Origin of the sequence: Actinomycetospora chlora (genome assembly GCF_039542135.1) — a bacterium.
Lineage (GTDB): Bacteria > Actinomycetota > Actinomycetes > Mycobacteriales > Pseudonocardiaceae > Actinomycetospora > Actinomycetospora chlora.
Map to the genome: position 1 here is coordinate 15,002 of NZ_BAABHO010000015.1, position 22,179 is coordinate 37,180.

The following is a 22,179-nucleotide window of genomic DNA, read 5'->3' on the forward strand; positions in this document are numbered from 1 at the left end:
TGTCACGGATGCCCGCTCCCCGACGACGTGATGGTGCCGGAGCCGTCCGTGACCGTGCGGACGCGTGTCCCGGGGCGTGGCGCCGGCACGCGGCGGCCGACGGGGCGCTCGCCCGGTTCCGCCCCGTCGGTGGAGCGGTCGCGGCGGCCGAGCTGCGCCTGCTGGCGGGCGCCGCCGGGAACGCACCGCTCGAGCTGACCTCGCGGGGATCCTGGCAGGTCCGGGGGCTCTCCGACCAGGGTGCCGACGATCTCGCCGTCGCCCTGAGCGGGGTGGGCGGCGAGGCGCCGCTGCTCGACGCGCAGGGCCGCGACGTCCCCTGCAGCGTGGTGGCCTCGCCCCGCACGCCGGCGGCCGACGCCCCGGCCCGGGTGATCGCCGACGCCCTGCGCGGCCGCACCGACGTCCCCGGCCGGCTGCTGGTGGCCGTCGACGACGGCTCGGGCGACGTCCTGGGTCTCGACGCGGACGTCACCGTCGTCCTCGGCGGCACCCTCCACCTCGCCGGCACCCCCACCGACGTCACCGGCGACCCCGCCGCCCTCGCCCTCGCCGCCGTCGAGGCCTTCCTCGCGGTGCGCGGCGACGCCTGGCGCGTCGCCGAGGTCGGCGCCGACCGGGTCCTCGAGGGCCTGCGGCCAGGTGAGAGGTTCGGGTCGTCCGAACGACCCGAACCTCTCACGAGGCCGGAGGCCCTCGAGGTGCTGCCGCGGCTCGGGGAGGTCGGGGCGAAAGCCGCCGGGGTGCTCGCCGACCTCGCCGACGAGGGCGCCGTGCTGCGGGCGACGCCGTGGCGCACGGTCGTGCTGCGCGACGCTCCCGCCGACGCCGTCGCGCGCCTCGACGGGCTCGTCGAGACCGGTCGCTCGCGGTGGTCGACGCTCTCGGCGTGCGTGGGCGCGCCGCGCTGCGCGAGGTCCCACACCGACGTGCGCGGCGACCTGGCCCGGGCCGTCGCCACCGGCCGCGCCGGCGGCCTGCTCCCGGCCCACTGGGTGGGCTGTTCGCGGGCCTGCGGGACGCCGGCCGGGCCGGTGGCCGTGGTCGAGGGCACGCCGTCGGGCACCTACCGGACTGTCGTCCGAGCAGGGAGGGTGAGCCGGTGAGCGCGGGTCCCACCGAGAGATCGTCCGTCCCGGCCTACGTCGCCGACGGGCCCGAGATCTACCGCCGCTCGTTCGCGATCATCCGCGCCGAGGCCGACCTCGCGCACCTGCCCGCCGACGCCCACGACGTCGTCGTCCGCATGATCCACTCGTGCGGGATGGTCGACCTCGCCGACGACACCGTGGTCTCCCCCGGCGCCGTCGCCGCGGCGACCGCCGCCCTGCGCGGCGGCGCCCCGGTGCTCTGCGACGCCATGATGGTCGCCAGCGGCATCACCCGCCGCTTCCTGCCCGCGGGCAACGAGGTGCTCTGCACGCTGCACGACCCCCAGGTGCCCGACCTCGCCGCCACCCTCGGCACCACGCGCAGCGCGGCGGCGATGGAGCTCTGGCGCGAGCACCTCGACGGCGCGGTGGTGGCGATCGGCAACGCCCCGACCGCGCTCTTCCGGCTGCTGGAGATGATCGAGGAGGGCGCGCCCCGACCGGCGGTCGTGCTCGGGCTGCCGGTCGGGTTCGTCGGGGCCATGGAGTCCAAGGCGGCGCTGGTGGGCCACCCGGCCGACCTGGAGCACGTCGTCGTGCACGGCCGGCGGGGCGGCTCGGCGATGACGGTGGGGGCGGTCAACGCGCTGGCGCTGGGTTGCACGGCATGACCGGCACCCTCTACGGCGTCGGCGTCGGCCCCGGCGACCCGTCGCTGATGACCGTCCGCGCCGTCGACCTCGTGCGCGACGCCGACGTGGTCGCCTACCACTGCGCGCGCCACGGGCGCTCGAACGCCCGCGCGATCGTGGCGCGCTACCTCGGCACGCAGGTCGAGGAGCAGCTGACCTACCCCGTGACCACCGAGGACACGGCCGACTACCAGGGCACCCTCGACGCGTTCTACGCCGAGGCCGCCGCCCGCCTCGCGGCGCACCTCGACGCCGGGCGCGACGTCGTGGTTGTCGCCGAGGGCGACCCGTTCTTCTACGGCTCGTACATGCACCTCCACAAGCGCCTCGCCGACCGCTACCCCACCGAGGTGGTGCCCGGCGTGACGTCGGTGGCGGCCGCCGCGGCGGCGCTGGGCCGCCCGCTGGTGGAGCGCGACGAGGTGCTGACGGTGCTGCCCGGCACCCTGCCGCCCGACGAGCTCGCCGCGCGCCTCGCCGACACCGACGCCGCCGCGGTGATGAAGCTCGGGCGCACGTTCACCGGCGTGCGCGCCGCGCTCGCGACGTCGGGGCGCCTCGACGAGGCCTTCTACGTCGAGCGGGCCTCCACCGACCGCGAGCGCCTCGCGCCGCTCGCCGACGTCGACCCGGCCGAGGTGCCCTACTTCTCGGTCGGCGTCGTGCCGTCGCGGGTGCACGCCGACACCACCCCGACCGCCCGCGCGGAGACCGCCGCGGCCCTGGACGGACACCCGGGCGAGGTGGTCGTCGTCGGGCTCGGCCCCGGCGCCCGCGACCGGCTGACCCCCGAGGCCGCCGCCGCGCTCGCGGTGGCCGACGACGTCGTCGGCTACGCGACCTACACCGCCCGGGTCCCGCCCAATCCCCGCCAGCGCGTGCACCCCTCGGACAACAAGGTCGAGTCCGAGCGCGCCGCCTTCGCGCTCGACCTGGCCCGCGGCGGGCGGCGGGTGGCCGTCGTGTCGTCCGGCGACCCCGGGGTGTTCGCCATGGCCTCGGCCGTCGTCGAGGTGGCCGCGGACGGCTACGAGGACGTCCCGGTGCGGGTCGTGCCCGGGGTGTCGGCGGCCCAGGCCGTCGCGGCCCGCGTCGGCGCCCCGCTGGGCCACGACTACGCGATGATCTCGCTGTCCGACCGCCTCAAGCCGTGGGACGTCGTCGAGCGCCGCCTGGCCGCGGTGGCCGACGCCGACATGGCGCTCGCCCTCTACAACCCGGGCTCGCGGTCGCGGACCTGGCAGGTCGAGGCGGCCCGCGAGGTGCTGCTCAAGTACCGCGACCCGTCGACGCCGGTGGTGGTCGGGCGCGACGTGGACGGGCCCGAGGAGTCGGTGCGCATCGTGCGCCTGGCCGACCTCGACCCCGGCGAGGTCGACATGCGCACGCTGCTCATCGTCGGGTCGTCGAGCACGCGCTGGCCCGCCGCCGGCACCGTCTACACGCCGCGGCGGCACGGCTAGCTCAGTCGGTGTCGAGCGGGACCCAGCTCCAGGTCTGCTCGTCCTCCCCGCGCCCGACCAGCCGTCCGCAGGTCGCGCAGAACAGCTCGTAGGCCGACATGGACTCGTTGCGCGTGTCCCAGCCCGTCACGACCCAGCTGTGCTGCAGCCCGCCGAGGCAGAGCCAGCGCGCGTCACCGTCGCTCACACGGATGAGGGTCTCAGGCCACCTGGGTCAGCGTCGCGGCTTCCGACGGGCGCGTCTCCCACACGTCGAAGGGGAGGTCGGCGATCGAGGCGAAGAGCTCGGCGGCGCCGGTCTGCAGAGCCTCGGGCGACGCCCACACCGAGATCGCGACGATGCGCGAGCGGTCGGGCTCCTCGAACGCCCCGATCTCGTCGAGCCCGGCGATGCGCGCCGACGTCTCGCGGATGGTGTTCATGGCCGCGAGCATGTCGTCGCGGTACTCGGGCTTCGGGTAGTGGACGACCTGGAACAGGACGCGGCTCACGGGGGCTCCTCGGGGGACGGCGGTGGTGGGCACGGTGGGGACGAGACGGCGGGCGTGGTCGAGCGCCGCGCCCCACAGCAGCGTGAGGGCGCGGCGCTCGCGGATCATGCCCAGAGCCCGACGGGGTTCCCGTCGGGGTCGGCGACGACGGCGATGCGCCCGTAGCCCTCGGGCAGGTCCATCGGGGGCGCGAGGGTGGGGGCGCCGAGCTCGCCCGCCCGGGCCAGCTCCTTCTCGAGGTCGTCGACCCGCACGTAGATCTTCACGCCGGTGTCGCCCGGCGCCTGCGACGGCCCGATGCCCCCGCCGATGGCGTCCGGCCCGGCGCCGGTGTCGACCATCGCGTAGCCGTCCATCGCCGGGTCGGGCTCCGCCGACCAGCCGAACAGCCCGGTGTAGAACGCCCGGACCTTCTCCGGCGCGGTACTGGTGATCTCGAAGAACGCGACCGGCTGACCCATTCCGACCTCCTGGTGGTGTGTGGTTCGTTGCTAACGTTAGCGATTGCTTTCGTCAGCGTCAACGCACGGATGGTTCGTGACGGATACTCGACGCGTGCGGCGTTTCCGCCGGTCGCCTCCGCGCCGGCCCCTCGACGCGGTCGAGCTCGCCGAGGCCGCCGCCCTCGGCGACCTCGTCGCCGTCGTGTGCGTGCTGACCCGCCTCTTCCCCATCGGCCCGCTCGGCGTGGTCATCGCCGCGTTCCCGCTGGCCGTGCTCGCGTCGCGGCGCCCCGGACGGGTCGCGCCGATCGGGCTGCTCGTCGCGGTGGTGGTGGCCTTCCTCGTCGGCGGCGCCGGGCCGGCCACCACGGCGGGCTCGGCGGCCTCGCTCGGCTGGCTGCTCGGCGTGGCGACGCGGCGGGGCTGGTCGACGGTCCGCAGCGCGCTGACCGGCGTGGTCACCCTGGCGCTGCCGACGTCACTGGTCGGCGTGGTGCTGCTGTCGCTGTTCGCCGACTACCGCGAGCTCGTGCTCGACCAGCTGCGGACGTCGTGGGGCGGGATGGCCCGCCTGCTGCGCGGTGCCGCGCCCGGGGTGGCGGCCGGGGGTGACCGGGTGGTCGGCGCGATCACCGACTACTGGTGGGTCACGCTGCCGGCCCTGGCCGCGGTCAGCTCGCTGATCGGCGTCGCGCTCGCCGCGCTCGTGCTGCGCGGGCCCCTGCGTGCGGTGCGCCGGCTGCTGCCCACCGACCTCGCCGGCCGCCTGCCCGCCGCACGCCCCGGCGCCGACGTCGCCCCGCTGCCGCTGCACCTGCGCGGCGTCACGATGCCCTCCGGGGCGCCCGTGGACCTCGACCTCGACGCCGGGCGGTTCGTGGTCGTGACCGGCCCGAACGGGGCCGGGAAGTCGACGCTCGGGCGGGTCGTCGCGGGCCGGGAGCCGCCGGCGGGGACGGTCGAGCGCCCCGGCGACGCGGGGCTCGGCGTCGTGGGCGGGACGGGGATGGTGTTCCAGCGCCCCGACAGCCAGGTGCTCGGCGTCCGCGTCGCGGACGACCTGCGCTGGGGGCTGCCGTCGGGCCACCCGGTACCGGTGGACGAGCTGCTCGCGCGCGTCGGCCTCGCCGGCGCCGGCGACCGCGAGACCGCGACGCTGTCGGGCGGCGAGCTGCAGCGCCTCGCGGTGGCCGCGCTGCTCGCGCGCCGGCCCGCGGTGGTCGTCAGCGACGAGAGCACCGCGATGCTCGACCCGGAGGGCCGCACCGAGGTCACCGACCTGCTGCGCAGCCTCACCCGCGCCGAGCGCGTCGCGGTCCTGCACATCACCCACCACGACCCGGGCACCGCCGACGACGTCCTCGCCCTGCCCGGGACGCCGGCCCCGCCGCCCGCGCCCGGCGTCCCGTGGGGGCCGCCCCGCCCGCCGGCCGGCGGCGCGCTGCGACTGCGCGGGGTGGACGTCGTCCACGACGCCGGCACGCCGTGGCGCCGCCCGGTGCTCGCCGGGGTGGACCTGCGCATCCCGGCCGGGCGCACGGTGCTCGTGACCGGTCCCAACGGCGCCGGCAAGACCAGCCTCGCGTGGGTGCTCGCCGGGCTCACCACCCCGGCCCGCGGCACCGCCACGCTCGACGGCGCCCCGCTGCGCAACGGGCGCGACGGCGCGCTGCTCGCGGTCCAGCACGCCCGGCCCGCGCTCCTGCGCCCGACCGTCGGCGAGGAGGTCGAGGACGCCGCGGGCGTCGGGCCGCGCACCGCCGACACCACCCTCGCCGCACTGGGCCTCACCCCGGCCGTCTACCGCGACCGCAACGTCGACGAGCTCTCCGGCGGCGAGCAGCGCCGGGTACTGCTCGCGGGGCTGCTCGGCGCCGGGCCGCGGGTGCTGGTGCTCGACGAGCCGCTCGCGGGCCTGGACGCCGAGGCCGCCCGCGCCGTGCACGACGCCCTGGCCGCGGCGCGGGCCGCGGGGACGACGCTGGTGGTCGTCACCCACGACACCGCGCCGGTCGCCGACCTCGGCGACGCCGTGCTGCACGTCGAGGACGGCACGGTGCACGGGCCGCCCGGGTACGTCGGGGCGTCCGCGGAGGACACCGGGCCCGAGCGGCGGGGACGGGGCGCGACGGGGGCCGTGCGGACGCTGCCGGGCCCGTCGCCGCTGCACCGGGCGTGGGCGGGCACGAAGATCGCCGCGCTCATCGCCACGGCGCTGGCGCTGTTCATCGACCCGACCTGGCCGACCCTGGGCGCCGCGGCCGCGGTGCTCGTCGTCGGCGCGGTCGCGGCCCGACTGCCCCGCGGGGCGATCCCCCGCCCGCCGCGCTGGCTGCTGATCTGGCTGCCCGCGATCGTGCTGTCGACGATCAGCGTCCGCCCGCCGCTGGTGACCGTCGGCGGCGTCGAGCTGAGCCTGGGCGGGCTGCAGATCGTCGTGCTGTTCCTGGGCACCACGCTCGTGTCGATCCTGGGCGCGGCCCTGCTGGTCGCGACGACGCCGCTCGGGGCGTTCCCGCCGCTGCTCGAGCGTCTGGTGCGGCTCGCCGCCCGGGTGCGCGTGCCGCTGCGGACGCCCGCCACGGCCATCGCGCTCGGGCTGCGCGTGGTGCCGCTGCTGCTCGCCGAGGGCCGCACGTCGTGGCAGCTCCTGGGCCAGCGCCGCGTCGTGGGCCGGGCGATGACGCCGCTGCGCGAGCAGGTCCGCCAGGCCGTGCGCACCGCGATGCTCGCCTGCGCCATGGCCACCCGCCGTGCCGCCGAGACCGGCGAGGCGATCACCGCCCGCGGGGGCCTGGGCGCCATCGCCGGCCCCGACCAGCGCCCGGGCCGCCGCGACCTCGTGCTCCTCCTCGTCGTCGCCGCGCTCCTCGCGGTGGGGCTGGCGTTCTAGGGGACCGTCAGCGACGTGCCGTCGCGGACACTCAGTGTCCGTATCGGTACTTCGATCACAGGCGCGCGAGCACCTCGTCCACGGTCGCGACGGCGTCGACGCCCTCGGGCAGGGGCGGGCGGTCGACGAGCAGCACGGGCAGGTCGCGCTCGCGGGCCGCGACGAGCTTGGCCTCGGTCGCCCCGCCGGAGTCCTTGGCCACGACGAGCGTGATCGCGTGGCGGTCGAGCAGCGCCCGCTCGTCGTCGAGGGCGAACGGGCCGCGGGCGAGGACGAGCTCGGCACGCGGGGGCAGCACGTCGGGCGGCTCGATGGCGCGCACGAGGAACCACGCGTCGACCTCGACGAACGCGCCGACCCCCTGGCGCCCGGTCGCGAGCAGCACGCGGGCGCCGCCCGGGATCGCGGCGGCGGCGGCGTCCAGCGACGGCACGCGGGTCCAGCGGTCGCCCGGCCCGGCGGTCCAGCCCGGGCGGCGCAGCACGAGCAGGGGCACGCCGGCCCGGCCGGCGGCCGCCACGGCGTGCTCGGTCATCCGCGCGGCGAACGGGTGGGTCGCGTCGACGAGCACGTCGACGTCGCCCAGCGCCGCGGCCAGCCCCTCGACGCCGCCGAACCCGCCGGTCCGGACCTCGCCCGCCGGCAGCCGCGGGTGGCGCGTGCGGCCGGCGAGCGAGGTCGTCACCGCGTGGCCACGGTCGGCGAGCACGGTGGCCAGCTCCCGTGCCTCGGCGGTCCCGCCGAGCACGAGCACCCGGCGCGTCACGCCACCGCGCCGATCCGGCGAGGGGCGCCCCCCGCCCGTCTATCCGAACGAGCGTGCCCCTCGCTCGGCACGGGCCCGCTCACGGCCGGGCGCGCGCCGCGGAGTACAGGTGCGACTCGCCCCCCTCGGCGACGCCGACCACCGGCCCGACGACGATCACCGCCGTCCGGCGCACCCCCGCCTCCTCGACCCGCGCGGCGATGTCGGCGAGCGTGCCGCGCAGCACCACCTCGTCGTCGCGGGACGCCCGCGCGACGACGGCCACGGGCTCGGACGGCGAGCGGTGCCGCAGCAACGCCGCCACCACGTCCGCGCAGCGCTGCACCGCCAGGTGCAGCACGAGCGTCCCGCCCGCCGCGGCCCAGACGTCGAGCGACTCCCCCGCCGGCATCGGGGTCGCGTTGGCGGCGTCGCGGGTGAGCACCACCGACTGCCCGACGCCGGGCACCGTCAGCTCGGTGCGCAGCGCGGCCGCCGCCGCGGCGAACGCCGGCACCCCGGGCACGATCTCCCAGGGCACGCCGGCGCTGTCGAGGCGGCGGGTCTGCTCGGCGACCGCCGAGAACACCGCCGGGTCGCCCGAGCACAGGCGCGCGACGTCCTGGCCCGCCTCGTGGGCCTCCACCAGCGACGCGGTGATCTCGTCGAGCGTCATCCGCGCCGTGTCGATCTTCCGCGCGTGCGGCGGGCACTGCCCCAGCAGCTCCTCGGGCACCAGGGAGCCGGCGTAGAGGCAGACGGGGCTGGTCGCGAGCACGCGCAGCCCGCGGACGGTGATGAGGTCGGGGGCGCCGGGGCCGGCACCGACGAAGCGGACGGTCACGGGTCCCTCCGGTGGATGAGCTGGGTGACGGACGCGAGGGCACGCCAGCCGCCGAACCGCCCGACCGGTGCGACGCGCTCGACGCCGATCCGGCGCATCGCGCCCCCGTGCGCAGCACGGAACGCGGCGAGGACGGCCTCGCCCTCGACGGTGACGGTGTTGACGACGAGCCGCCCGCCGGGACGCAGCGCGTCCCACACGCCCTCGAGCAGGCCGGGGGTGGACACGCCCCCGCCGACGAACACGGCGTCGGGCGCCTCCAGTCCGTCGAGGGCCTCCGGCGCCCGCCCGACGACGACCCGCAGCCCCGGTACCCCGAGGGTCGCGGCGTTGGCGGCGATGCGCTTCGCGCGGTCCTCCCGCACCTCGACGCTGACCGCCCGGCACGCGGGGTGGTGGCGCATCCACTCGACGCCGACGCTGCCCGCCCCGCCGCCGACGTCCCAGAGCAGCGCGCCCGGCGCCGGGCGCAGCGCCGCGACCGTCAGCGCCCTGACCTCGGCCTTCGTCAGCTGGCCGTCGTGGTCGTAGGCGTCGTCGGGCAGGCCGGGCGCGCGGCCGAGCAGCGGGTCGCCGGGCGCGTCGGGGCAGGTGACGGCGACGACGGCCAGGGGGTCGCCGGGCGGGTGGTCCCAGGTCGCGGCCCGCCCGTCGGCGCGGCTCTCCCCCGGCGCGCCGAGCGACGCGAGCACGCTCAGGCCGGCGTCGCCGTACCCCCAGGCCGTGAGCGCGGCCGCCAGCGCCGCGGGCGCGTCACCGTCCGGGACGAGCACCAGCAGCCGGCGCCGCGGGGCGAGCGCGGCGCGCACGGCCTCGAGCGGGCGGCCCACCGTCGAGAGGACGTCGACGTCCTGTGCCGCCCACCCCAGCCGCGCGCAGGCCAGCGCGGCCGACGACGGCGCGGGCAGCACCGTCGCGTCCGGCGCGTGGGCGAGCACCCGCGAGCCGATGCCGTAGAACGTCGGGTCGCCGCTGGCCAGCACCACCAGCGCGCGCCGGCCGTGCTCGGCGAGCAGCCCCGGCAGCGCGGGCACCAGCGGCGTGGGCCACGTGACGTGCTCGGCGGGCAGCGCGGGCAGCAGCGCGAGCTGGCGCGGGGCGCCGAGGACGACGTCGGCCGCCTCGAGCGCGCGCCGGGCCGGCTCGCCCAGCCCGGGCCAGCCGTCGGCGCCGACGCCGACCACCGTCACGCTCACCGCGACACCCCATCACGCCCGGCCGCGCGTCGCGGAGGGAGCCTCGTCACCCGCCGTGCGCCGCGACCCGCGCCGCGACGAAGGCACGGACCGGCCCGAGCCAGCGCCCGGCGAGGGCCCCGAGGTCCCGGCGCAGGGCGTCGGCGGGCCAGTCGGGCGGCTGCAGGGCCAGCGGGAGACCGGGGTCGCGCAGGAGGTCGACGTTCGTCTGGTTGGTCAGCGCCGCGAGCCGGCGCAGCGTGCCGGGGGTGGCGGGCGGGTCGCCGGGTTCGGCGAGCGCGGCCCGGATCGGGACGTGGTGGGCGCGCAGGTCGGCGGCCAGCGCGGGCAGCTCCCACGCCGTCGACGCCGCCTCGGCGGCGTCCGCGGCGTCGAGCTCGAGGCGGGTGTGGCGCACGACGGCACCGCCCGGCAGCGGGCCCAGCGCGGCGTCGACGTCGTCCCGCCGGTCGTGCAGGGCGATGAGCACGCCGGGCTGCAGGGGGCCGTAGCCGAGCAGGCCGGCGACGCGGCGCAGCCGGTCGCGGACGGCGCGCTCGCGCTCGGGCACGTGGTGGAGCAGCGCGTGGAACCGCCCGTCCCAGCTCGCCGCCGGCGGCGGGCCCGACAGCGCCGCCACCTGCCGGGCGACGGGCCCGGCCAGGCGGTAGGCCGTGCGGCGGCCGGAGCGGTGCCCGGCGAGCTGCCCGGCGGCCCGCATCCGGACGAACAGCTGGCGGGCCGCGGCCGGGGTCAGCCCGAGCTCGCCGAGGAGCTCCACCAGGGCGGGACCGGGCAGCTCGTCGCGGCCCGAGATCGCGAACAGGTACGCGACGAGCCCCACCGTCGGACTGCGACGCGCTACGCTCCCGCTCACGGTCGTGCAGTGTTCCGTCACATCTTCTGGGGGTCCAGTGTTCGGCAAGATCCTGCCCTGGGTCCTGACGCTGCTGCTCAGCATCGCCTTCCCCGTGGTCGTCTACGACGTGGCCACCGGTCACGGGATCGGCGAGGTGCCCGCCCTGCTGCTCGGCTCGATCGGCCCGGCACTGGAGCTGGCGATCACCGCGGTGTGGCGGCGGCGCGTCGACGAGTTCAGCGTCGTCGTACTGATCTTCCTCGCGCTCGGGGTGGTCACCGCGCTGTTCTTCGACGACCCCCGGCTGCTGCTGCTCAAGGAGTCGGCCGTGACGGGGCTGTTCGGGCTGGTCATGCTCGTGACGGTGCCGACGTCGCGGCCGCTGATGTTCCTGTTCGGGCGGCGCTTCGCCACGAACGGGGACCCGGAGCGGGTCGCCTGGTGGAACGGGCTGTGGGCCTACCCGGGCTTCCGCCGCACCCAGCGCGGGCTGACGCTGATGTGGGGCCTCACGTTCGTCGTCGAGGCCGTGGTGCGCGCCGTGCTGACCTACCGGCTGCCGGTGGCGACGATGGTGGTGGTCAACGCCGTGGTGCCGCCGGTGGTCATCGGGCTGCTGGCGGTGGCGACGTTCGTGTGGGCGATGCGGGCCCGTCGGGCGGGCGAGGCCCGCCGCGCCGCCGCCGAGGCGACTCAGGTGCCCGCGACGTAGCGCAGACCGGACAGCGTCAGCACCGTGCGGTCGCGGTTGTCGCACAGCACGGCCCGGCCGCTGCGCAGGCGCCGCCCGCCGTGCTCGACCTCGGTGGCCGTGTGCACGGCGCGCCCGTCCGCGGGCACCGCGCGCAGGAACGTCGCGCTCGCCTCGTCGGGTGGCCCGCCGAGGACGTCGGCGAGCGCGCGGGCGGGAAGCGAGGCGAGCACGCCGCCCTGCACGACCCCGGCGTAGTTCACGGCCAGCGGGTCGGGCGCGGCCCTGTCGGTGACGAGCCCGGCGGCCGACCGGGGCGGGTCGGACCAGGGCGGCGCGGCGCCCGGGCGGGTGCGGGTGGCGACCTCGTCGGCGAGCACGGCGTTGCGCCCGTGGGCGCGGGCGATCGTGCGGCCGGCGGCGTCGGCGATCTCCGCCGTGCTCAGCGCGACGTCGGGGGCGCGCTCGTCGAGGCACCCGGCGGCGCGCAGCGGCCCGGGAGCCGGGTCCCGGCGCAGGACGTGCAGCGTCAGCCGCAACGTCGTGATCCGCTCCCCCGCGCCCAGGGTGCCGGTGACGGCGAGGCCGGAGACGAAGTCGGCGAGCAGCCAGAGCGCCGGCTCCAGGGCCGCGTCCGGCTCACCGTCCGCACCCGGCATGACCGCATCGGCCCGGCCGGGCTCGATCGCGGTCAGGCGCGCGCCGACGGCGGCGTGCACCGGCGCGAGCGGCAGGCCCTCCGCGACGCAGCGCCGCAGCTGCTCCAGCGGGCCCTCGGCGCTCAGGACCGAGCGCCCGCGCGGATGTGCGGGGTCACGCCGGTGAGCTCGACGGCGAGGTCCCACAGCCCGGCCTGCACCTCGCGGTCGTGCGACGCGACCGTCGAGCCGACCGGCACCGGCGGGCCGCCGATCTCCTGGAAGCCGCTCGGGCCGATGTAGGTGCCGCCGGGCAGGTCGGGCATCGTCGCGGCGTAGAGCGTGGGCTGCGCGCCCATCGCCGGGCCCTGCGCGATGACCTTGTTCATCAGACCCATCGCGAGGTCCTGCACCGACTCGGTGCGGCCCTGCAGGTTGGTGGCGCTGTAGCCGGGGTGGGCGGCCATCGACCGCAGCGGCGAGCCGGCCGCGACGAACCGGTGCTCGAGCTCGTAGGCGAACATGAGGTCGGCGAGCTTCGACTGGCCGTACGCGAGCCAGCGCTGGTAGCGCCGCCGGCGCCAGTTGAGGTCGGTCAGGTCGATGCTGCCCAGGCGGTGCACCGCGCTGGAGAGCGTCACCACGCGGTCGGTGACGACGTCGAGCAGCAGGCCCGTGAGGGCGAAGTGGCCGAGGAAGTTGGTGCCGACCTGCATCTCGAAGCCGTCGACCGTGCGCCGCTCGGGGATCGCCATGAGGCCGGCGTTGTTGATCAGGACGTCGACCGGGCCCTCCCAGTCGGCGACGAAGGCCCGCACGGAGGACAGGTCGGCGAGGTCGAGCCGGCGGACCTCGGTGCTGCCGCGGCTGGCGATGTCGGCGGCGGCCTGCTCGCCCTTCTCGGTGTCGCGCACGGCGAGGACGACGTGGGCGCCGGCGCGCACCAGCTCGCGGGCGGCCTCCAGGCCGATGCCCGAGTTCGATCCGGTGACGACGAACGTCCGACCGGACTGGTCGCCGATGTCGGCGGGGGTCCACGCAGCCATGCGGGCATCGTGCCCCGCCGCCCGGTGGCCCAAACGGTGGTCAGGGTCGCACGAGGACCTCGGCCAGGTGGCGGTAGACGGCGACGTTCACGGCCAGCCCGATGTGGCTGCCGCGCACCTCGAGGGCCTCGGCGTCGTCGGGCCGGCAGGCCGAGGGGCGCACGATCCCGTCCTGGCGGCTCCAGATCGAGACCAGCGGGGGCGCGGCGGGCGCGCGCAGGTCGTCGGAGAACGGGCAGGGGCACCGCACGGTCAGGCAGTGCGGGCGGTGCGGGCGCACGAGGTTCTGCGCGACCCGCGCGCCGCCGACCGCGGCGAGCGTGAGCACCGAGGCGTCGAGCTGGGACGCGAGCGGGCTGCCGAGCGTGACCACCCGGCGGACCCGGTCGGGGCTGCGGGCGGCGAGCGCGCGGGCGAACAGGCCGCCGCGGCTGTGGCCGATCAGCGTGACGGGCTCACCGGCGCGGTCGGCGACCTCGGCGAGGCGGCGGTCGAGGCGCCGCACGGCGGCCTCGGAGCAGTCGACGTTCCAGGTGATGCCGGAGCGGTAGGAGCGGTGGCCGACGCGGCGCAGCCAGTCATGGAGGGCGGCGAGCGTGAGGTCGCCCGCGAGGAAGCCGGGCACGAGCAGCACCGGGGCGCCGTCGCCGTGGGGCACGCCGGCGCCGCGCCAGGTGTCGCTGACCAGCAGGCGCGCGAGCTCGAGGTGCACCCGCGCCTCGCCCAGCGGGTGCCCCCACCACCGCACCGGCGGCGGCAGCTCGGGCAACGTCATCGCGCCGACCCTAGGTGAGCGTGGTCCGGGTGAGGTAACGGACGACGGCCACGACGCGGCGGTGGTCGTCGTCGGTGGCGTGCAGGCCGAGCGCGTCGTAGATGCCCGACGAGTGGGCCACGACCGCCTTCTCGGTGATCGAGAGGCGGCGCGCGATCCCGCTGTTCGTGCGCCCCTCGGCGATGAGCGCGAGCACCTGGCGGCGCCGGGGACCCAGCCCCTCGATGGCGTCGTCGCGGCGCGTCATCATCGTCCGCACCACCTCGGGGTCGAGCGCGGTGCCCCCGGCGGCCACGCGGCGCAGGTCGTCGCAGAACGCCTCGCCGTCCGCGATGCGGTACTTGAGCAGGTAGCCGACGCCCGCGGCCCGATCGCCGAGGAGCTCCAGGGCGTAGCGACGCTGGACGTGCTGGGACAGGACCACGACGCCGGTCCCCGGCGCCTCGGTCCGGACGCGCACCGCGGCGCGCAGCCCGTCGTCGCTGTTCGTGGGGGGCATGCGGATGTCGGTGACCAGCACGTCGGGCCGGTGCTCGGCGACGAGCCCGACCACCTCGTCGGCGTCCGACGCGCTGCCCGCCACCTCGATCCCGGCGCGCTCGAGGACCAGGACGAGGCCCTCGCGCAGCAGCGCCTCGTCCTCGCCGATCACGACCCGCACGGCACCTCCAGGACCATCCGGGTGCCCCGGCCCTCGTCGCTGTCGAGGGCGATCGTGCCGCCGAGCGCGCCGGCCCGGTCGGCCATGCCCCGCAGCCCGGCGCCCGTCCCCGCCCGGGCGCCGCCGACGCCGTCGTCGGCGATCTCCACCCGCAGCCGGTCGCCGACCCGCGTCACGTCGACGGCGACCGTCGTCGCCCCGGCGTGCTTCACCGCGTTGGTGACCGCCTCGACGACCACGTGGTACGCGGTGCTCTCCACCGCCGGGGGCAGTCCGTCGTCGGCGCCCGGACCGGCCGACAGCACGAGCGGCACGGGGCTGCGCTCGCCGAGGTCCTCGACCGCGGCGACGAGCCCGCGCTCGATCAGCAGCGCCGGCAGCACGCCGGCGACGAGGTCGCGCAGCTCGGTCACGGCGTCCTCGATGCCCCGGCGCACCGCGGCCAGCGACCCTGCGTCGGCGACCGAGGCGTCCGAGGCGGTGACGGCGAGCAGCACCAGCCGGCTCTGCAGGCGGTCGTGCAGGTCGCGCGCGAGCCGCCGTCGCTCGTCGTCCTCCGCGGCGACCAGCCGGGCCCGCGACGCCCGCAGCTCGTCGCGGCTGGCCAGCACCTCAGCGGTGAGCCGCTCGCGGTCGGCCGCGAGCGCGACGATCCGGCCGGCGGCCCGCACCGGCTCGGGGTCGGGCAGCAACGCCCGGTCGTGGATCACGACGGCGACCTCCCGCTCCCCCAGCACCACCGGTTCCGCGGTCCGGTCCGCGTCGGGGGCGGGGAGCACCACCGGCGTCCCGGACTCGTCGACCCACTCCCCCGCCGTCCCCTCGGGACGCTCCACGCGGAACGCCAGCGTCAGCGAGGCGTCGCCGAGCGCGCGGGCGAGCGCGCCGCGCAGGTCGCCCTCGCGGGCGGGGCCGGCGAGCCAGGCCGCCAGCTCCTCCAGCTCGCCGGTGCGCGCGAACCCGCCCCGCAACATCGCCGCCGTGAACGCCACGGGCACCCCGGACTGCCACAGGAGCTGCAGCACCGGGGCGAGCAGCGGGTCGGCGCCGGCGTAGCGGGTGAGCGCGCTGAGCACCGAGATGCCCAGCACCGCCACCGCCCCGTAGGCGTAGACCGGCAGCAGGGCCCGCCGCCGGTCGCGGTCGGCGACGGCCAGGCGCCGCACGAGCACGGCGGCCACGACGGCGAGCAGGACGGTCGCCGCCACGGTCTGGGCCAGGGTCGCCGCCGTGGCGACCGCCGGCCGGTCGGCGACGAACAGCGGGTCGTAGGGCGGCTCGAGGGGCGTGGCCGCGTAGCGCGCGGGCTGCGGCAGGATCGCCACGAGATAGCCGGCCGCCGCCACCACGCGCGGGCCGCGGGCGCCGAGCCGCCCGGACGGGAACGCGAGCAGGGCGTGCAGGACGATCGCGATCGGGATCCAGGCCGTGATCTGGCCGACGGCGATCAGCAGCGGGACGAGGGTGTTGACGAGCGCCGCGGCGAGCCACGCGAGGCCGCCGGCGACGAGGATCGCGCCGGTCCGGTTGCTCGGGCGCCGCGCCCACGCGACCGCGCCGACCCCGGCGTACACGACGCCCGTGAGCGGGAGCAGCACGAGCACGCCGTACGGCCCCTCCGGGCTGCCGACGAGCAGCACCATCTCGATCGCCGCGCCGAGCACGACCGCGCCGACGAGGGCGACCAGGGCGAGGCGCAGCGTGCGGGTCGCTGCGCTCGGCCGCCCCCCGGTGATCACCCGGGAACGGTGGCACGCGACCGACCCGGGGTCGAGCCCAGGTGCGGTACTGGACCCAGGTCCATGCCCAGGAGCCTCCGCGCTGCCTAGCGTTCTCCTCTCCCGCCCGCGAATCCCCCAGGAGCCGGCATGCCCCGCGCCCGACTCGCCGCCCTCGTCCTCGCGACGGCCGTCGCGCTCGCGGGGTGCGGCACGGGGGCGCCGCCGCCCCCCGTGGCGTCGGGCCCCGCGCCGCAGGACCCGGCGACGTTCCTGCCGCTGGTGATCACACCGTTGCTCGACCAGCCGCCGGCCCCGGTGCGCGGTACCGACGGTCGCCTGCACGTCGTCTACGAGCTGCAGGTGCTCAACGCCGGCCCCCGGGCCGCGACGCTGACGTCGGTCGAGTCCCTCGCCGACGGCCCCGACGGCCGTGTCGTGGCCGCCGTCGCGGGCCCGGAGGTGACGGCGCGGTCGCTGCTCGTCGGGGACTACACCCTCCCGCCCGCGCCGGTGACCGAGATCCCCGGCGGCCGCACGGCGCTGCTGGTCCTCGACGACGTCTACGACACGCCCGAGGCGGTCCCGGCCGCGATGGTGCACCGGGTCCGGGCGACCTTCGGGCCACTGCCGCCCGGGCAGGCGACGTTCGCGGAGAACTTCCCGGCGACCAGCGAGCAGGTCACGCGCCTGCCCGTGCGGGTCGACGGCCGTCCTCCCGTGTCGGTCGGGCCACCGCTGACCGGACCGGACTGGGTCGCCGTCAACGCCTGCTGCGAGCTCTCCCCGCACCGCGGCGCGCTGGTGCCGCTGGCCGGGCGGATCAACGGCGCCGAGCGCTACGCGGTCGACTGGTCGCGCTTCGACCTCGCCGCCCGACCGATCGCCGACCTCGCGAACGGCGTCCAGGCCACCTTCCGCGGCGACCCGACCCGCAACGAGGACTACTTCACGTTCGACCAGCCCGTGCTCGCCGTCGCCGACGCGACCGTCGTCGCGGTCGTCGGCGACCTGCCCGAGGCGCCGCCCCACCAGTTCCTGACGCTGCCGGCGAACGACCTGGGCGGGAACCGGATCGTGCTCGACCTCGGCAACGGCGTGTTCGCCTTCTACGCGCACCTGGAGACGGGGTCGCCGCAGGTCCGCGTGGGCGACCGCGTCCGGCGGGGCCAGGAGATCGCCCGGACCGGCAACTCGGGCAACACCAGCGAGTCCCACCTGCACTTCCAGCTCATGGACTCGCCGCAGGCGCTCACGGCGACCAACATCCCGTTCACGATCGACACGATGACCTACGTCGGCACCGTGACGCCCGAGACCGTCGTGACCGACCGGTCGGGCCCGCGGTCCGGCGAGCTCCCGCTGATCAACAGCGCCATCGACTTCCCGGGCGCCCCGCCGTCGTGAGTCAGCTGCGGGCGTAGGTCTCGGCCGTCTTGGTCTCGAACTCCAGGCCGATGACGGGCTCGTCCCCGACGACCCACGCGTCGTGGCCCGGTTCGAGGCGGTAGGTCTCCCCCGCGGCGAGGTCCGCCTCCGTGCCGTCGTCGGCGACCACGTGCATCCGCCCCGCCACCAGGTACCCGAGGTGCGCGGCCTGGCAGCTCGTGCCGCCGACGACCGGCTTGATGCACTCCGACCAGCGCCACCCGGGCTGCAGGGTGAGCCGGGCGACCGACGCGCCGCCGAGCGCGACGACCTCGAGGGTTGTCTTCTCCGGCGTGCGCGTCTCGTCGGGCTCGCTCATGGTGCGGTGCTCGATCGCGGGCATGGTGGTCTCCTCTGCGCTCCTGTTCTCCGCGCGGCTCGACGTCGCACGGGGTCGCCCAGTGTGACCGGGTCCGACCAGGGGGGCGGTGAGCATCACCCGGTCGGCCCAGTGCTCCGTGCTCGTCCGTACGTGAAGCGCCGGACGACGAGCTCCGCGGGCCCCCGGTGGCCGGCGCGGGCGAGCGGACCCGCGACGAGCACCCCGGCGAGCCAGGTCAGCAGCCCGACGACGGTGGCCGCGGTGAGGCTCGCGCTCGATCCGACGCCGCCCGCGATCGTCGCGAACACCGCCACGAACACCACCGACTGCGAGAGGTAGAGCGTCATCGACCACGTGCCGGCCGCGGCGACGAGGTCCCGCCCGGGCCAGCGCACGCTGCCGAGCAGGCCCATCACCCCGAGCAGGCCGAGCGCCCCGGCGTAGCCGCCCGCGGTGTGCGCCGCGCCCACGAGGGCACCGATCGCCGGCCCGGGCACCCACACGCCGACGACGGCCAGCGCCAGCGGCAGGCCGAGCACCACCGAGCCCAGCAGGCCCGCGCCCGCCCACAGCCCCAGCCGCCCGCGGTGCGGGGCCGGGTCGTCGAGCGTGCCACTGCGCGCGATCACCACGCCCACGAGCACCGCCGGCGCGGTGAGCAGCGCGGAGACCAGCGTCGTCGTCAGCCACTCCTCGGGGTGTCCGGCGAGGAACGCCCCGACCGTCGGCGCCGCCACCGACGGCACGGTCGGCACGCCCTGCGGCGTGCCCTGCCCGCTCGACAGGAAGATCCCGAACGCGCCGATCGCGGCGGCCGTCGCGAGCAGGCCCCGCGACGACGCCGCGCCGAGCCCGGACCCGGCGACGGCCGGCGCGATGAGCAGCACCACCACGCCGTAGGCGCCGATGATGTCACCGGGGAAGAGCAGGATCCCGTGCAGCGCCCCGATGCCGATGAGCACCAGGCCGCGGCGGCGCAGGACGGCGTCGGGCGCGCGGTCGGCGAGGCGGGCGAGCCCGTAGCCGACGAGCGCGGCGAACAGCGGGTAGACGCGCCCGTCGACGAGCACCATCTGCACCACGGCGAGCACCGCGTCGCCGCCGCTCAGCCCGGCCGGGTAGCCGCGGTACCCGATGGGTCGCTCGACGAGGTAGAGGTGTGCGTTCGCCACCGCGATGAGCGCGAGCAGCAGCCCCCGCGCGAGGTCCGGGGTGACGCGCCGGGCGGCCAGGCCGGTCGGTCCGGTCACGCTGCTCCTCCCGTGCCGCCACCCGGCGGCCCACCAAAGGACGGTGAGGATGACACGATGGCCGCGTGCACCTCACCCAGCCCCCGGACGGCGCGCCGGAGGACGCGGCCCGCGCCGAGCAGCGCCACCGCGCGCTCGACGAGGACCACAAGGTGTGCGACGCCGTCGCCGCGCTGCCCGACGGGGACACCATGCACGCCTGGGTCACCCGCTTCGCCCTGCTGGCCGACCCCACGCGCCTGACGCTGCTGCTCTGCATCCACACCGCCGTCGAGATCTGCGTGTCCGACCTCGCCGTCGCCGCCGGCCTCAAGGACACCACGACGTCGCAGGCGCTGCGGCTACTGCGCGCCCAGGGGCTCGTCGCCACCCGGCGGGCCGGGCGCGTCGTGCGCTACCGGCTCGCCGACGAGACCGTGCACGCGCTGCTGCACGAGGTCGTCGGCGAGCCGGCACGGCTCTAGCTAGAGGGAGAGCAGCTCCGCGAGGATCTGCTCCAGCCGGCGCGCCTCGATGAGGAACGCGTCGTGCCCGTACGGCGACTCGATGCGCCGCACCGGGGTCGAGTCGGGGATCAGCGAGGCCAGCTCCTCCTGCTGGTGCAGGGGGTAGAGCCGGTCGGACACCGAGCCGGCGACGACCGTCCGGGCCGTGACCCGCCCGAGCGCCTCGGCCAGCGAGCCCCGCCCGCGGGCGACGTCGTGGGTGTTCATCGCCCGGGTGAGCTCGACGTAGCTGCCGGCGTCGAAGCGGTGCACGAGCTTCTCGGCGTGGTGGTCGAGGTAGCTCTCGATCGCGTAGCGCCCGTCGGTCTCCGGGTCCTCGCCCGGCTGGGGCCGGCGGGCGAAGCGCGTGTCGTACTCCTCCGCGGTGCGGTAGGTGTTGTGCGCGATCCGCCGCGCGATGCCCAGCCCGAGGTGTGGGCCCTGCCCGCGCTCACGGTCGTGGTAGTCGCCGCCCTGCCAGCCCGGGTCGTCGCGGATCGCCGCGAGCTGCGGGGAGGCCCAGGCGATCTGGTCGGCCGACGCCGCCGCCGGCGAGCACAGCAGCAGCAGCCGTTCCACCCGCTGCGGGAACATGACGGCCCACTCCAGCGCCCGCATGCCGCCCATCGAGCCGCCGAGCACGGCGGCCCAGCGGTCGACGCCCACCGCGTCGGCGAACGCCGCCTCGACCGCGACCTGGTCCCGCACGGTCGTGCGCGGGAACCGCGAGCCCCAGGGACGGCCGTCGGGCGACGGGCTGGACGGGCCCGTCGTGCCCTGGCAGCCGCCGAGGACGTTGGGCGCGACGACGAACCAGCGGTCGGTGTCGACCGCCCGGCCCGGCCCGACCAGCGCCGTCCACCAGCCCGGCGTCGGCTGTCCGAGGCCGGCCTCGCCCGTGACGTGGCTGTCGCCGGTGAGCGCGTGCAGCACCAGCACGGCGTTCGACCCGTCGAACCTGCCCCACGTCTCGTAGGCCACCCGGACGTCCGGGAGGGTCTCGCCGCTCTCGAGGACGACCGGGCCGATCTCGACGAACCGGCGGTCACCGACCGGGTCCCCCTCCCGCCACGCACCGGTGGCGGGAGGGAGGACGGTCACGGAGGCGCTCACACGTGGTTCTTGGCCGCGGTGAAGCCCGCCTCGAGGTCGGCCTTGAGGTCCTCGACGTTCTCGATGCCCACGGCCAGCCGCACGAGGCCGGGGGTGACGCCCGCGGACTCCTGCTCGTTCTCCGAGAGCTGGCTGTGCGTCGTCGACGCCGGGTGGGCGATGAGGCTGCGGACGTCGCCGATGTTGACCAGCTGCGAGTGCAGGCTGGTGCCGTCGACGAACGCGCGCCCGGCCTCGACGCCACCGCGCAGGTCGAACGAGACGATCGCGCCGACGCCGCGGGGCAGGTACTTCTGCGCGGCCTCGTACCAGGGGCTCGAGGGCAGGCCCGCGTAGTAGACCTTCTCGACCTCGTCGCGCGCCTCGAGCCACTCGGCCAGCGCCTTCGCGTTCTGCACGTGGCGCTCGAGGCGCAGCGAGAGCGTCTCGATCCCCTGGATGATGAGGAACGCGTTGAACGGGCTGATGGCCGCGCCGGTGTCGCGCAGCAGCTGCACGCGGAGCTTGGCGGCGTACGCGCCCGGGCCGAGGGCCTCCCAGTACTTGAGCCCGTTGTAGCTCGGGTCGGGCTCGGTGAAGCCGGGGAAGCGGTCACCGTGGGCGCCGAAGTCGAACGTCCCGCCATCGACGACGACGCCCGCGATCGTCGTGCCGTGGCCGCCGAGGTACTTCGTCGCCGAGTGGATGACGATGTCGGCGCCGTGCTCGATCGGGCGCAGCAGGAACGGCGTCGGCACGGTGTTGTCGACGACCAGCGGCACGCCGATCTCGTGCGCGACGCCCGCCACCCCGGCGACGTCGAGGACGTTCGAGCCCGGGTTGGCGATCGTCTCGGCGAAGAACAGCTTGGTGTTCGGCCGCACGGCGTTGCGCCACTGCTCGAGGTCGTCCTGGTCCTCGACGAACGAGACCTCGATGCCCATCTTGGGCAGCGTGTAGTGGAACAGGTTGTACGTGCCGCCGTAGAGGCTCGGGCTCGACACGAAGTGGTCGCCGGCCTGCGCGATGTTGAGGATCGCGGCGGTGGTCGCGGCGCTGCCCGACGCGAACGCGAGGGCGGCCACGCCGCCCTCGAGCGCGGCGACGCGCTGCTCCAGCACGTCCTGGGTCGGGTTCATGATCCGCGTGTAGATGTTGCCCGGCTCGGCGAGGCTGAAGAGGTCGGCGCCGTGCTGGGTGTCGCGGAAGACGTAGGACGTCGTCTGGTAGATCGGTGTGGCCCGCGCCCCGGTGGCGGGGTCCGGGCTCGCGCCCGCGTGGATCTGCTGCGTCTCGAACGACCAGCCGGTGCTCGCGTCGGTCATGGGGTGCTCACTCCAGTGTGCGTGTTCTCGGGGGTACTGCGTGCTCGTGTCC

At 76.7% G+C, this 22,179-nt stretch carries 23 protein-coding genes; 7 read left to right on the top strand and 16 right to left on the bottom strand.

All coding sequences use genetic code 11. The features are described from left to right. Nucleotides 1-8 precede the first annotated feature (8 nt). The 3 genes from ABD994_RS11350 to ABD994_RS11360 are packed head-to-tail and all read left to right on the top strand — an operon-like array spanning nucleotide 9 to nucleotide 3,246. Nucleotides 9-1,106 (top strand): hypothetical protein, encoded by a 1,098-nt coding sequence (locus tag ABD994_RS11350; RefSeq protein ID WP_345414211.1) that lies wholly within the window; start codon nucleotides 9-11, stop codon nucleotides 1,104-1,106. After that, nucleotides 1,103-1,762, top strand: coding sequence for a precorrin-8X methylmutase (locus tag ABD994_RS11355; RefSeq protein ID WP_345414213.1), 660 nt, complete (start codon nucleotides 1,103-1,105; stop codon nucleotides 1,760-1,762). The genes ABD994_RS11350 and ABD994_RS11355 overlap by 4 nt, the downstream gene beginning before the upstream one ends. Next, a complete protein-coding gene (locus ABD994_RS11360) occupies nucleotides 1,759-3,246 on the top strand; it encodes a precorrin-2 C(20)-methyltransferase (RefSeq protein ID WP_345414215.1) in 1,488 nt (495 codons plus the stop codon). Before ABD994_RS11355 ends, ABD994_RS11360 begins: the two co-directional genes overlap by 4 nt. Before the next feature lies 1 nt (nucleotide 3,247). On the opposite strand, the gene ABD994_RS11365 is transcribed toward ABD994_RS11360, so the two are convergent. Genes ABD994_RS11365 through ABD994_RS11375 form a run of 3 tightly spaced genes read right to left on the bottom strand, consistent with a single transcriptional unit; the run spans nucleotide 3,248 to nucleotide 4,198 of the window. After that, nucleotides 3,248-3,433, bottom strand: a complete 186-nt coding sequence (locus tag ABD994_RS11365; protein ID WP_345414217.1) for a hypothetical protein — start codon at nucleotides 3,431-3,433, stop codon at nucleotides 3,248-3,250. Nucleotides 3,434-3,446: 13 nt separating this feature from the next. Next, a complete protein-coding gene (locus ABD994_RS11370; RefSeq protein ID WP_345414219.1) occupies nucleotides 3,447-3,845 on the bottom strand; it encodes a hypothetical protein in 399 nt (132 codons plus the stop codon). Beyond that, a complete protein-coding gene (locus tag ABD994_RS11375; protein WP_345414221.1) occupies nucleotides 3,842-4,198 on the bottom strand; it encodes a VOC family protein in 357 nt (118 codons plus the stop codon). Before ABD994_RS11375 ends, ABD994_RS11370 begins: the two co-directional genes overlap by 4 nt. A gap of 94 nt (nucleotides 4,199-4,292) precedes the next feature. Between ABD994_RS11375 and ABD994_RS11380 the strand changes: the two genes are divergently transcribed. Beyond that, the gene (locus ABD994_RS11380) at nucleotides 4,293-7,073 is read left to right on the top strand and encodes a DUF2232 domain-containing protein (RefSeq protein WP_345414223.1); all 2,781 of its coding nucleotides are present in this window, start codon (nucleotides 4,293-4,295) and stop codon (nucleotides 7,071-7,073) included. A gap of 55 nt (nucleotides 7,074-7,128) precedes the next feature. Here the strand turns inward: ABD994_RS11380 and ABD994_RS11385 are convergent, their stop codons facing one another. From ABD994_RS11385 to ABD994_RS11400, 4 genes are all read right to left on the bottom strand, one after another. After that, the gene (locus ABD994_RS11385; protein WP_345414225.1) at nucleotides 7,129-7,839 is read right to left on the bottom strand and encodes a cobalt-precorrin-6A reductase; all 711 of its coding nucleotides are present in this window, start codon (nucleotides 7,837-7,839) and stop codon (nucleotides 7,129-7,131) included. Nucleotides 7,840-7,918: 79 nt separating this feature from the next. Continuing rightward, nucleotides 7,919-8,662, bottom strand: a complete 744-nt coding sequence (gene cobM / locus ABD994_RS11390; protein WP_345414227.1) for a precorrin-4 C(11)-methyltransferase — start codon at nucleotides 8,660-8,662, stop codon at nucleotides 7,919-7,921. Continuing rightward, a complete protein-coding gene (gene cbiE, locus ABD994_RS11395; protein WP_345414229.1) occupies nucleotides 8,659-9,858 on the bottom strand; it encodes a precorrin-6y C5,15-methyltransferase (decarboxylating) subunit CbiE in 1,200 nt (399 codons plus the stop codon). Before cbiE ends, cobM begins: the two co-directional genes overlap by 4 nt. Nucleotides 9,859-9,904: 46 nt before the next feature. Beyond that, nucleotides 9,905-10,681: a hypothetical protein gene (locus tag ABD994_RS11400; protein ID WP_345414231.1), complete on the bottom strand. Its 777-nt coding sequence runs from the start codon at nucleotides 10,679-10,681 to the stop codon at nucleotides 9,905-9,907. Nucleotides 10,682-10,718: 37 nt separating this feature from the next. Between ABD994_RS11400 and ABD994_RS11405 the strand changes: the two genes are divergently transcribed. Next, nucleotides 10,719-11,408 (top strand): VC0807 family protein, encoded by a 690-nt coding sequence (locus ABD994_RS11405; RefSeq protein WP_345414233.1) that lies wholly within the window; start codon nucleotides 10,719-10,721, stop codon nucleotides 11,406-11,408. Here the strand turns inward: ABD994_RS11405 and ABD994_RS11410 are convergent. Genes ABD994_RS11410 through ABD994_RS11430 form a run of 5 tightly spaced genes read right to left on the bottom strand, consistent with a single transcriptional unit; the run spans nucleotide 11,390 to nucleotide 16,246 of the window. After that, nucleotides 11,390-12,232 (bottom strand): PaaI family thioesterase, encoded by an 843-nt coding sequence (locus tag ABD994_RS11410; protein ID WP_345414407.1) that lies wholly within the window; start codon nucleotides 12,230-12,232, stop codon nucleotides 11,390-11,392. The two genes, ABD994_RS11405 and ABD994_RS11410, sit on opposite strands and share 19 nt — an antisense overlap. After that, nucleotides 12,169-13,071, bottom strand: a complete 903-nt coding sequence (locus ABD994_RS11415) for an oxidoreductase (RefSeq protein ID WP_345414235.1) — start codon at nucleotides 13,069-13,071, stop codon at nucleotides 12,169-12,171. Before ABD994_RS11415 ends, ABD994_RS11410 begins: the two co-directional genes overlap by 64 nt. Before the next feature lie 40 nt (nucleotides 13,072-13,111). Further along, a complete protein-coding gene (locus tag ABD994_RS11420) occupies nucleotides 13,112-13,846 on the bottom strand; it encodes an esterase/lipase family protein (RefSeq protein WP_345414237.1) in 735 nt (244 codons plus the stop codon). Nucleotides 13,847-13,856: 10 nt separating this feature from the next. Beyond that, a complete protein-coding gene (locus ABD994_RS11425; protein ID WP_345414240.1) occupies nucleotides 13,857-14,507 on the bottom strand; it encodes a response regulator transcription factor in 651 nt (216 codons plus the stop codon). Next, nucleotides 14,495-16,246, bottom strand: coding sequence for an ATP-binding protein (locus ABD994_RS11430; RefSeq protein WP_345414242.1), 1,752 nt, complete (start codon nucleotides 16,244-16,246; stop codon nucleotides 14,495-14,497). The genes ABD994_RS11425 and ABD994_RS11430 overlap by 13 nt, the downstream gene beginning before the upstream one ends. A 129-nt stretch (nucleotides 16,247-16,375) precedes the next feature. On the opposite strand from ABD994_RS11430, the gene ABD994_RS11435 reads away from it, so the two are divergent. Continuing rightward, on the top strand, nucleotides 16,376-17,632 hold the full coding sequence (locus ABD994_RS11435; RefSeq protein ID WP_345414244.1) for a M23 family metallopeptidase: 1,257 nt from the start codon (nucleotides 16,376-16,378) through the stop codon (nucleotides 17,630-17,632). 1 nt (nucleotide 17,633) lies between these two features. Here ABD994_RS11435 and ABD994_RS11440 read toward each other — a convergent pair whose 3' ends face one another. Next, nucleotides 17,634-17,996, bottom strand: coding sequence for a cupin domain-containing protein (locus ABD994_RS11440; protein ID WP_345414246.1), 363 nt, complete (start codon nucleotides 17,994-17,996; stop codon nucleotides 17,634-17,636). A 92-nt stretch (nucleotides 17,997-18,088) separates the two neighbouring features. Next, nucleotides 18,089-19,225: a DUF418 domain-containing protein gene (locus tag ABD994_RS11445; RefSeq protein ID WP_345414248.1), complete on the bottom strand. Its 1,137-nt coding sequence runs from the start codon at nucleotides 19,223-19,225 to the stop codon at nucleotides 18,089-18,091. A gap of 65 nt (nucleotides 19,226-19,290) precedes the next feature. Here ABD994_RS11445 and ABD994_RS11450 point away from each other — a divergent pair, with 65 nt between their 5' ends. Then, on the top strand, nucleotides 19,291-19,689 hold the full coding sequence (locus ABD994_RS11450) for an ArsR/SmtB family transcription factor (protein WP_425550052.1): 399 nt from the start codon (nucleotides 19,291-19,293) through the stop codon (nucleotides 19,687-19,689). Here ABD994_RS11450 and metX read toward each other — a convergent pair whose 3' ends face one another. Both metX and ABD994_RS11460 read right to left on the bottom strand, forming a co-directional pair. Then, nucleotides 19,690-20,823 carry a homoserine O-acetyltransferase MetX gene (gene metX, locus ABD994_RS11455; protein ID WP_345414250.1) on the bottom strand — a complete coding sequence of 378 codons (1,134 nt, stop codon included), beginning with the start codon at nucleotides 20,821-20,823 and terminating at the stop codon, nucleotides 19,690-19,692. Continuing rightward, nucleotides 20,820-22,127, bottom strand: coding sequence for a bifunctional o-acetylhomoserine/o-acetylserine sulfhydrylase (locus tag ABD994_RS11460; RefSeq protein WP_345414254.1), 1,308 nt, complete (start codon nucleotides 22,125-22,127; stop codon nucleotides 20,820-20,822). The genes metX and ABD994_RS11460 overlap by 4 nt, the downstream gene beginning before the upstream one ends. Nucleotides 22,128-22,179 lie beyond the last annotated feature (52 nt).

What these genes read in the sequence shown, in the direction of transcription:
- ABD994_RS11420 (WP_345414237.1), bottom strand. Translation starts at nt 13,846, where the DNA reads ATGACGTTGCCCGAGCTGCCGCCGCCGGTGCGGTGGTGGGGGCACCCG.
- ABD994_RS11370 (WP_345414219.1), bottom strand. Translation starts at nt 3,845, where the DNA reads ATGATCCGCGAGCGCCGCGCCCTCACGCTGCTGTGGGGCGCGGCGCTC.
- ABD994_RS11375 (WP_345414221.1), bottom strand. Translation starts at nt 4,198, where the DNA reads ATGGGTCAGCCGGTCGCGTTCTTCGAGATCACCAGTACCGCGCCGGAG.
- ABD994_RS11435 (WP_345414244.1), top strand. Translation starts at nt 16,376, where the DNA reads ATGCCCCGCGCCCGACTCGCCGCCCTCGTCCTCGCGACGGCCGTCGCG.
- ABD994_RS11350 (WP_345414211.1), top strand. Translation starts at nt 9, where the DNA reads ATGCCCGCTCCCCGACGACGTGATGGTGCCGGAGCCGTCCGTGACCGT.
- ABD994_RS11440 (WP_345414246.1), bottom strand. Translation starts at nt 17,996, where the DNA reads ATGCCCGCGATCGAGCACCGCACCATGAGCGAGCCCGACGAGACGCGC.
- ABD994_RS11415 (WP_345414235.1), bottom strand. Translation starts at nt 13,071, where the DNA reads ATGGCTGCGTGGACCCCCGCCGACATCGGCGACCAGTCCGGTCGGACG.
- ABD994_RS11460 (WP_345414254.1), bottom strand. Translation starts at nt 22,127, where the DNA reads ATGACCGACGCGAGCACCGGCTGGTCGTTCGAGACGCAGCAGATCCAC.
- ABD994_RS11360 (WP_345414215.1), top strand. Translation starts at nt 1,759, where the DNA reads ATGACCGGCACCCTCTACGGCGTCGGCGTCGGCCCCGGCGACCCGTCG.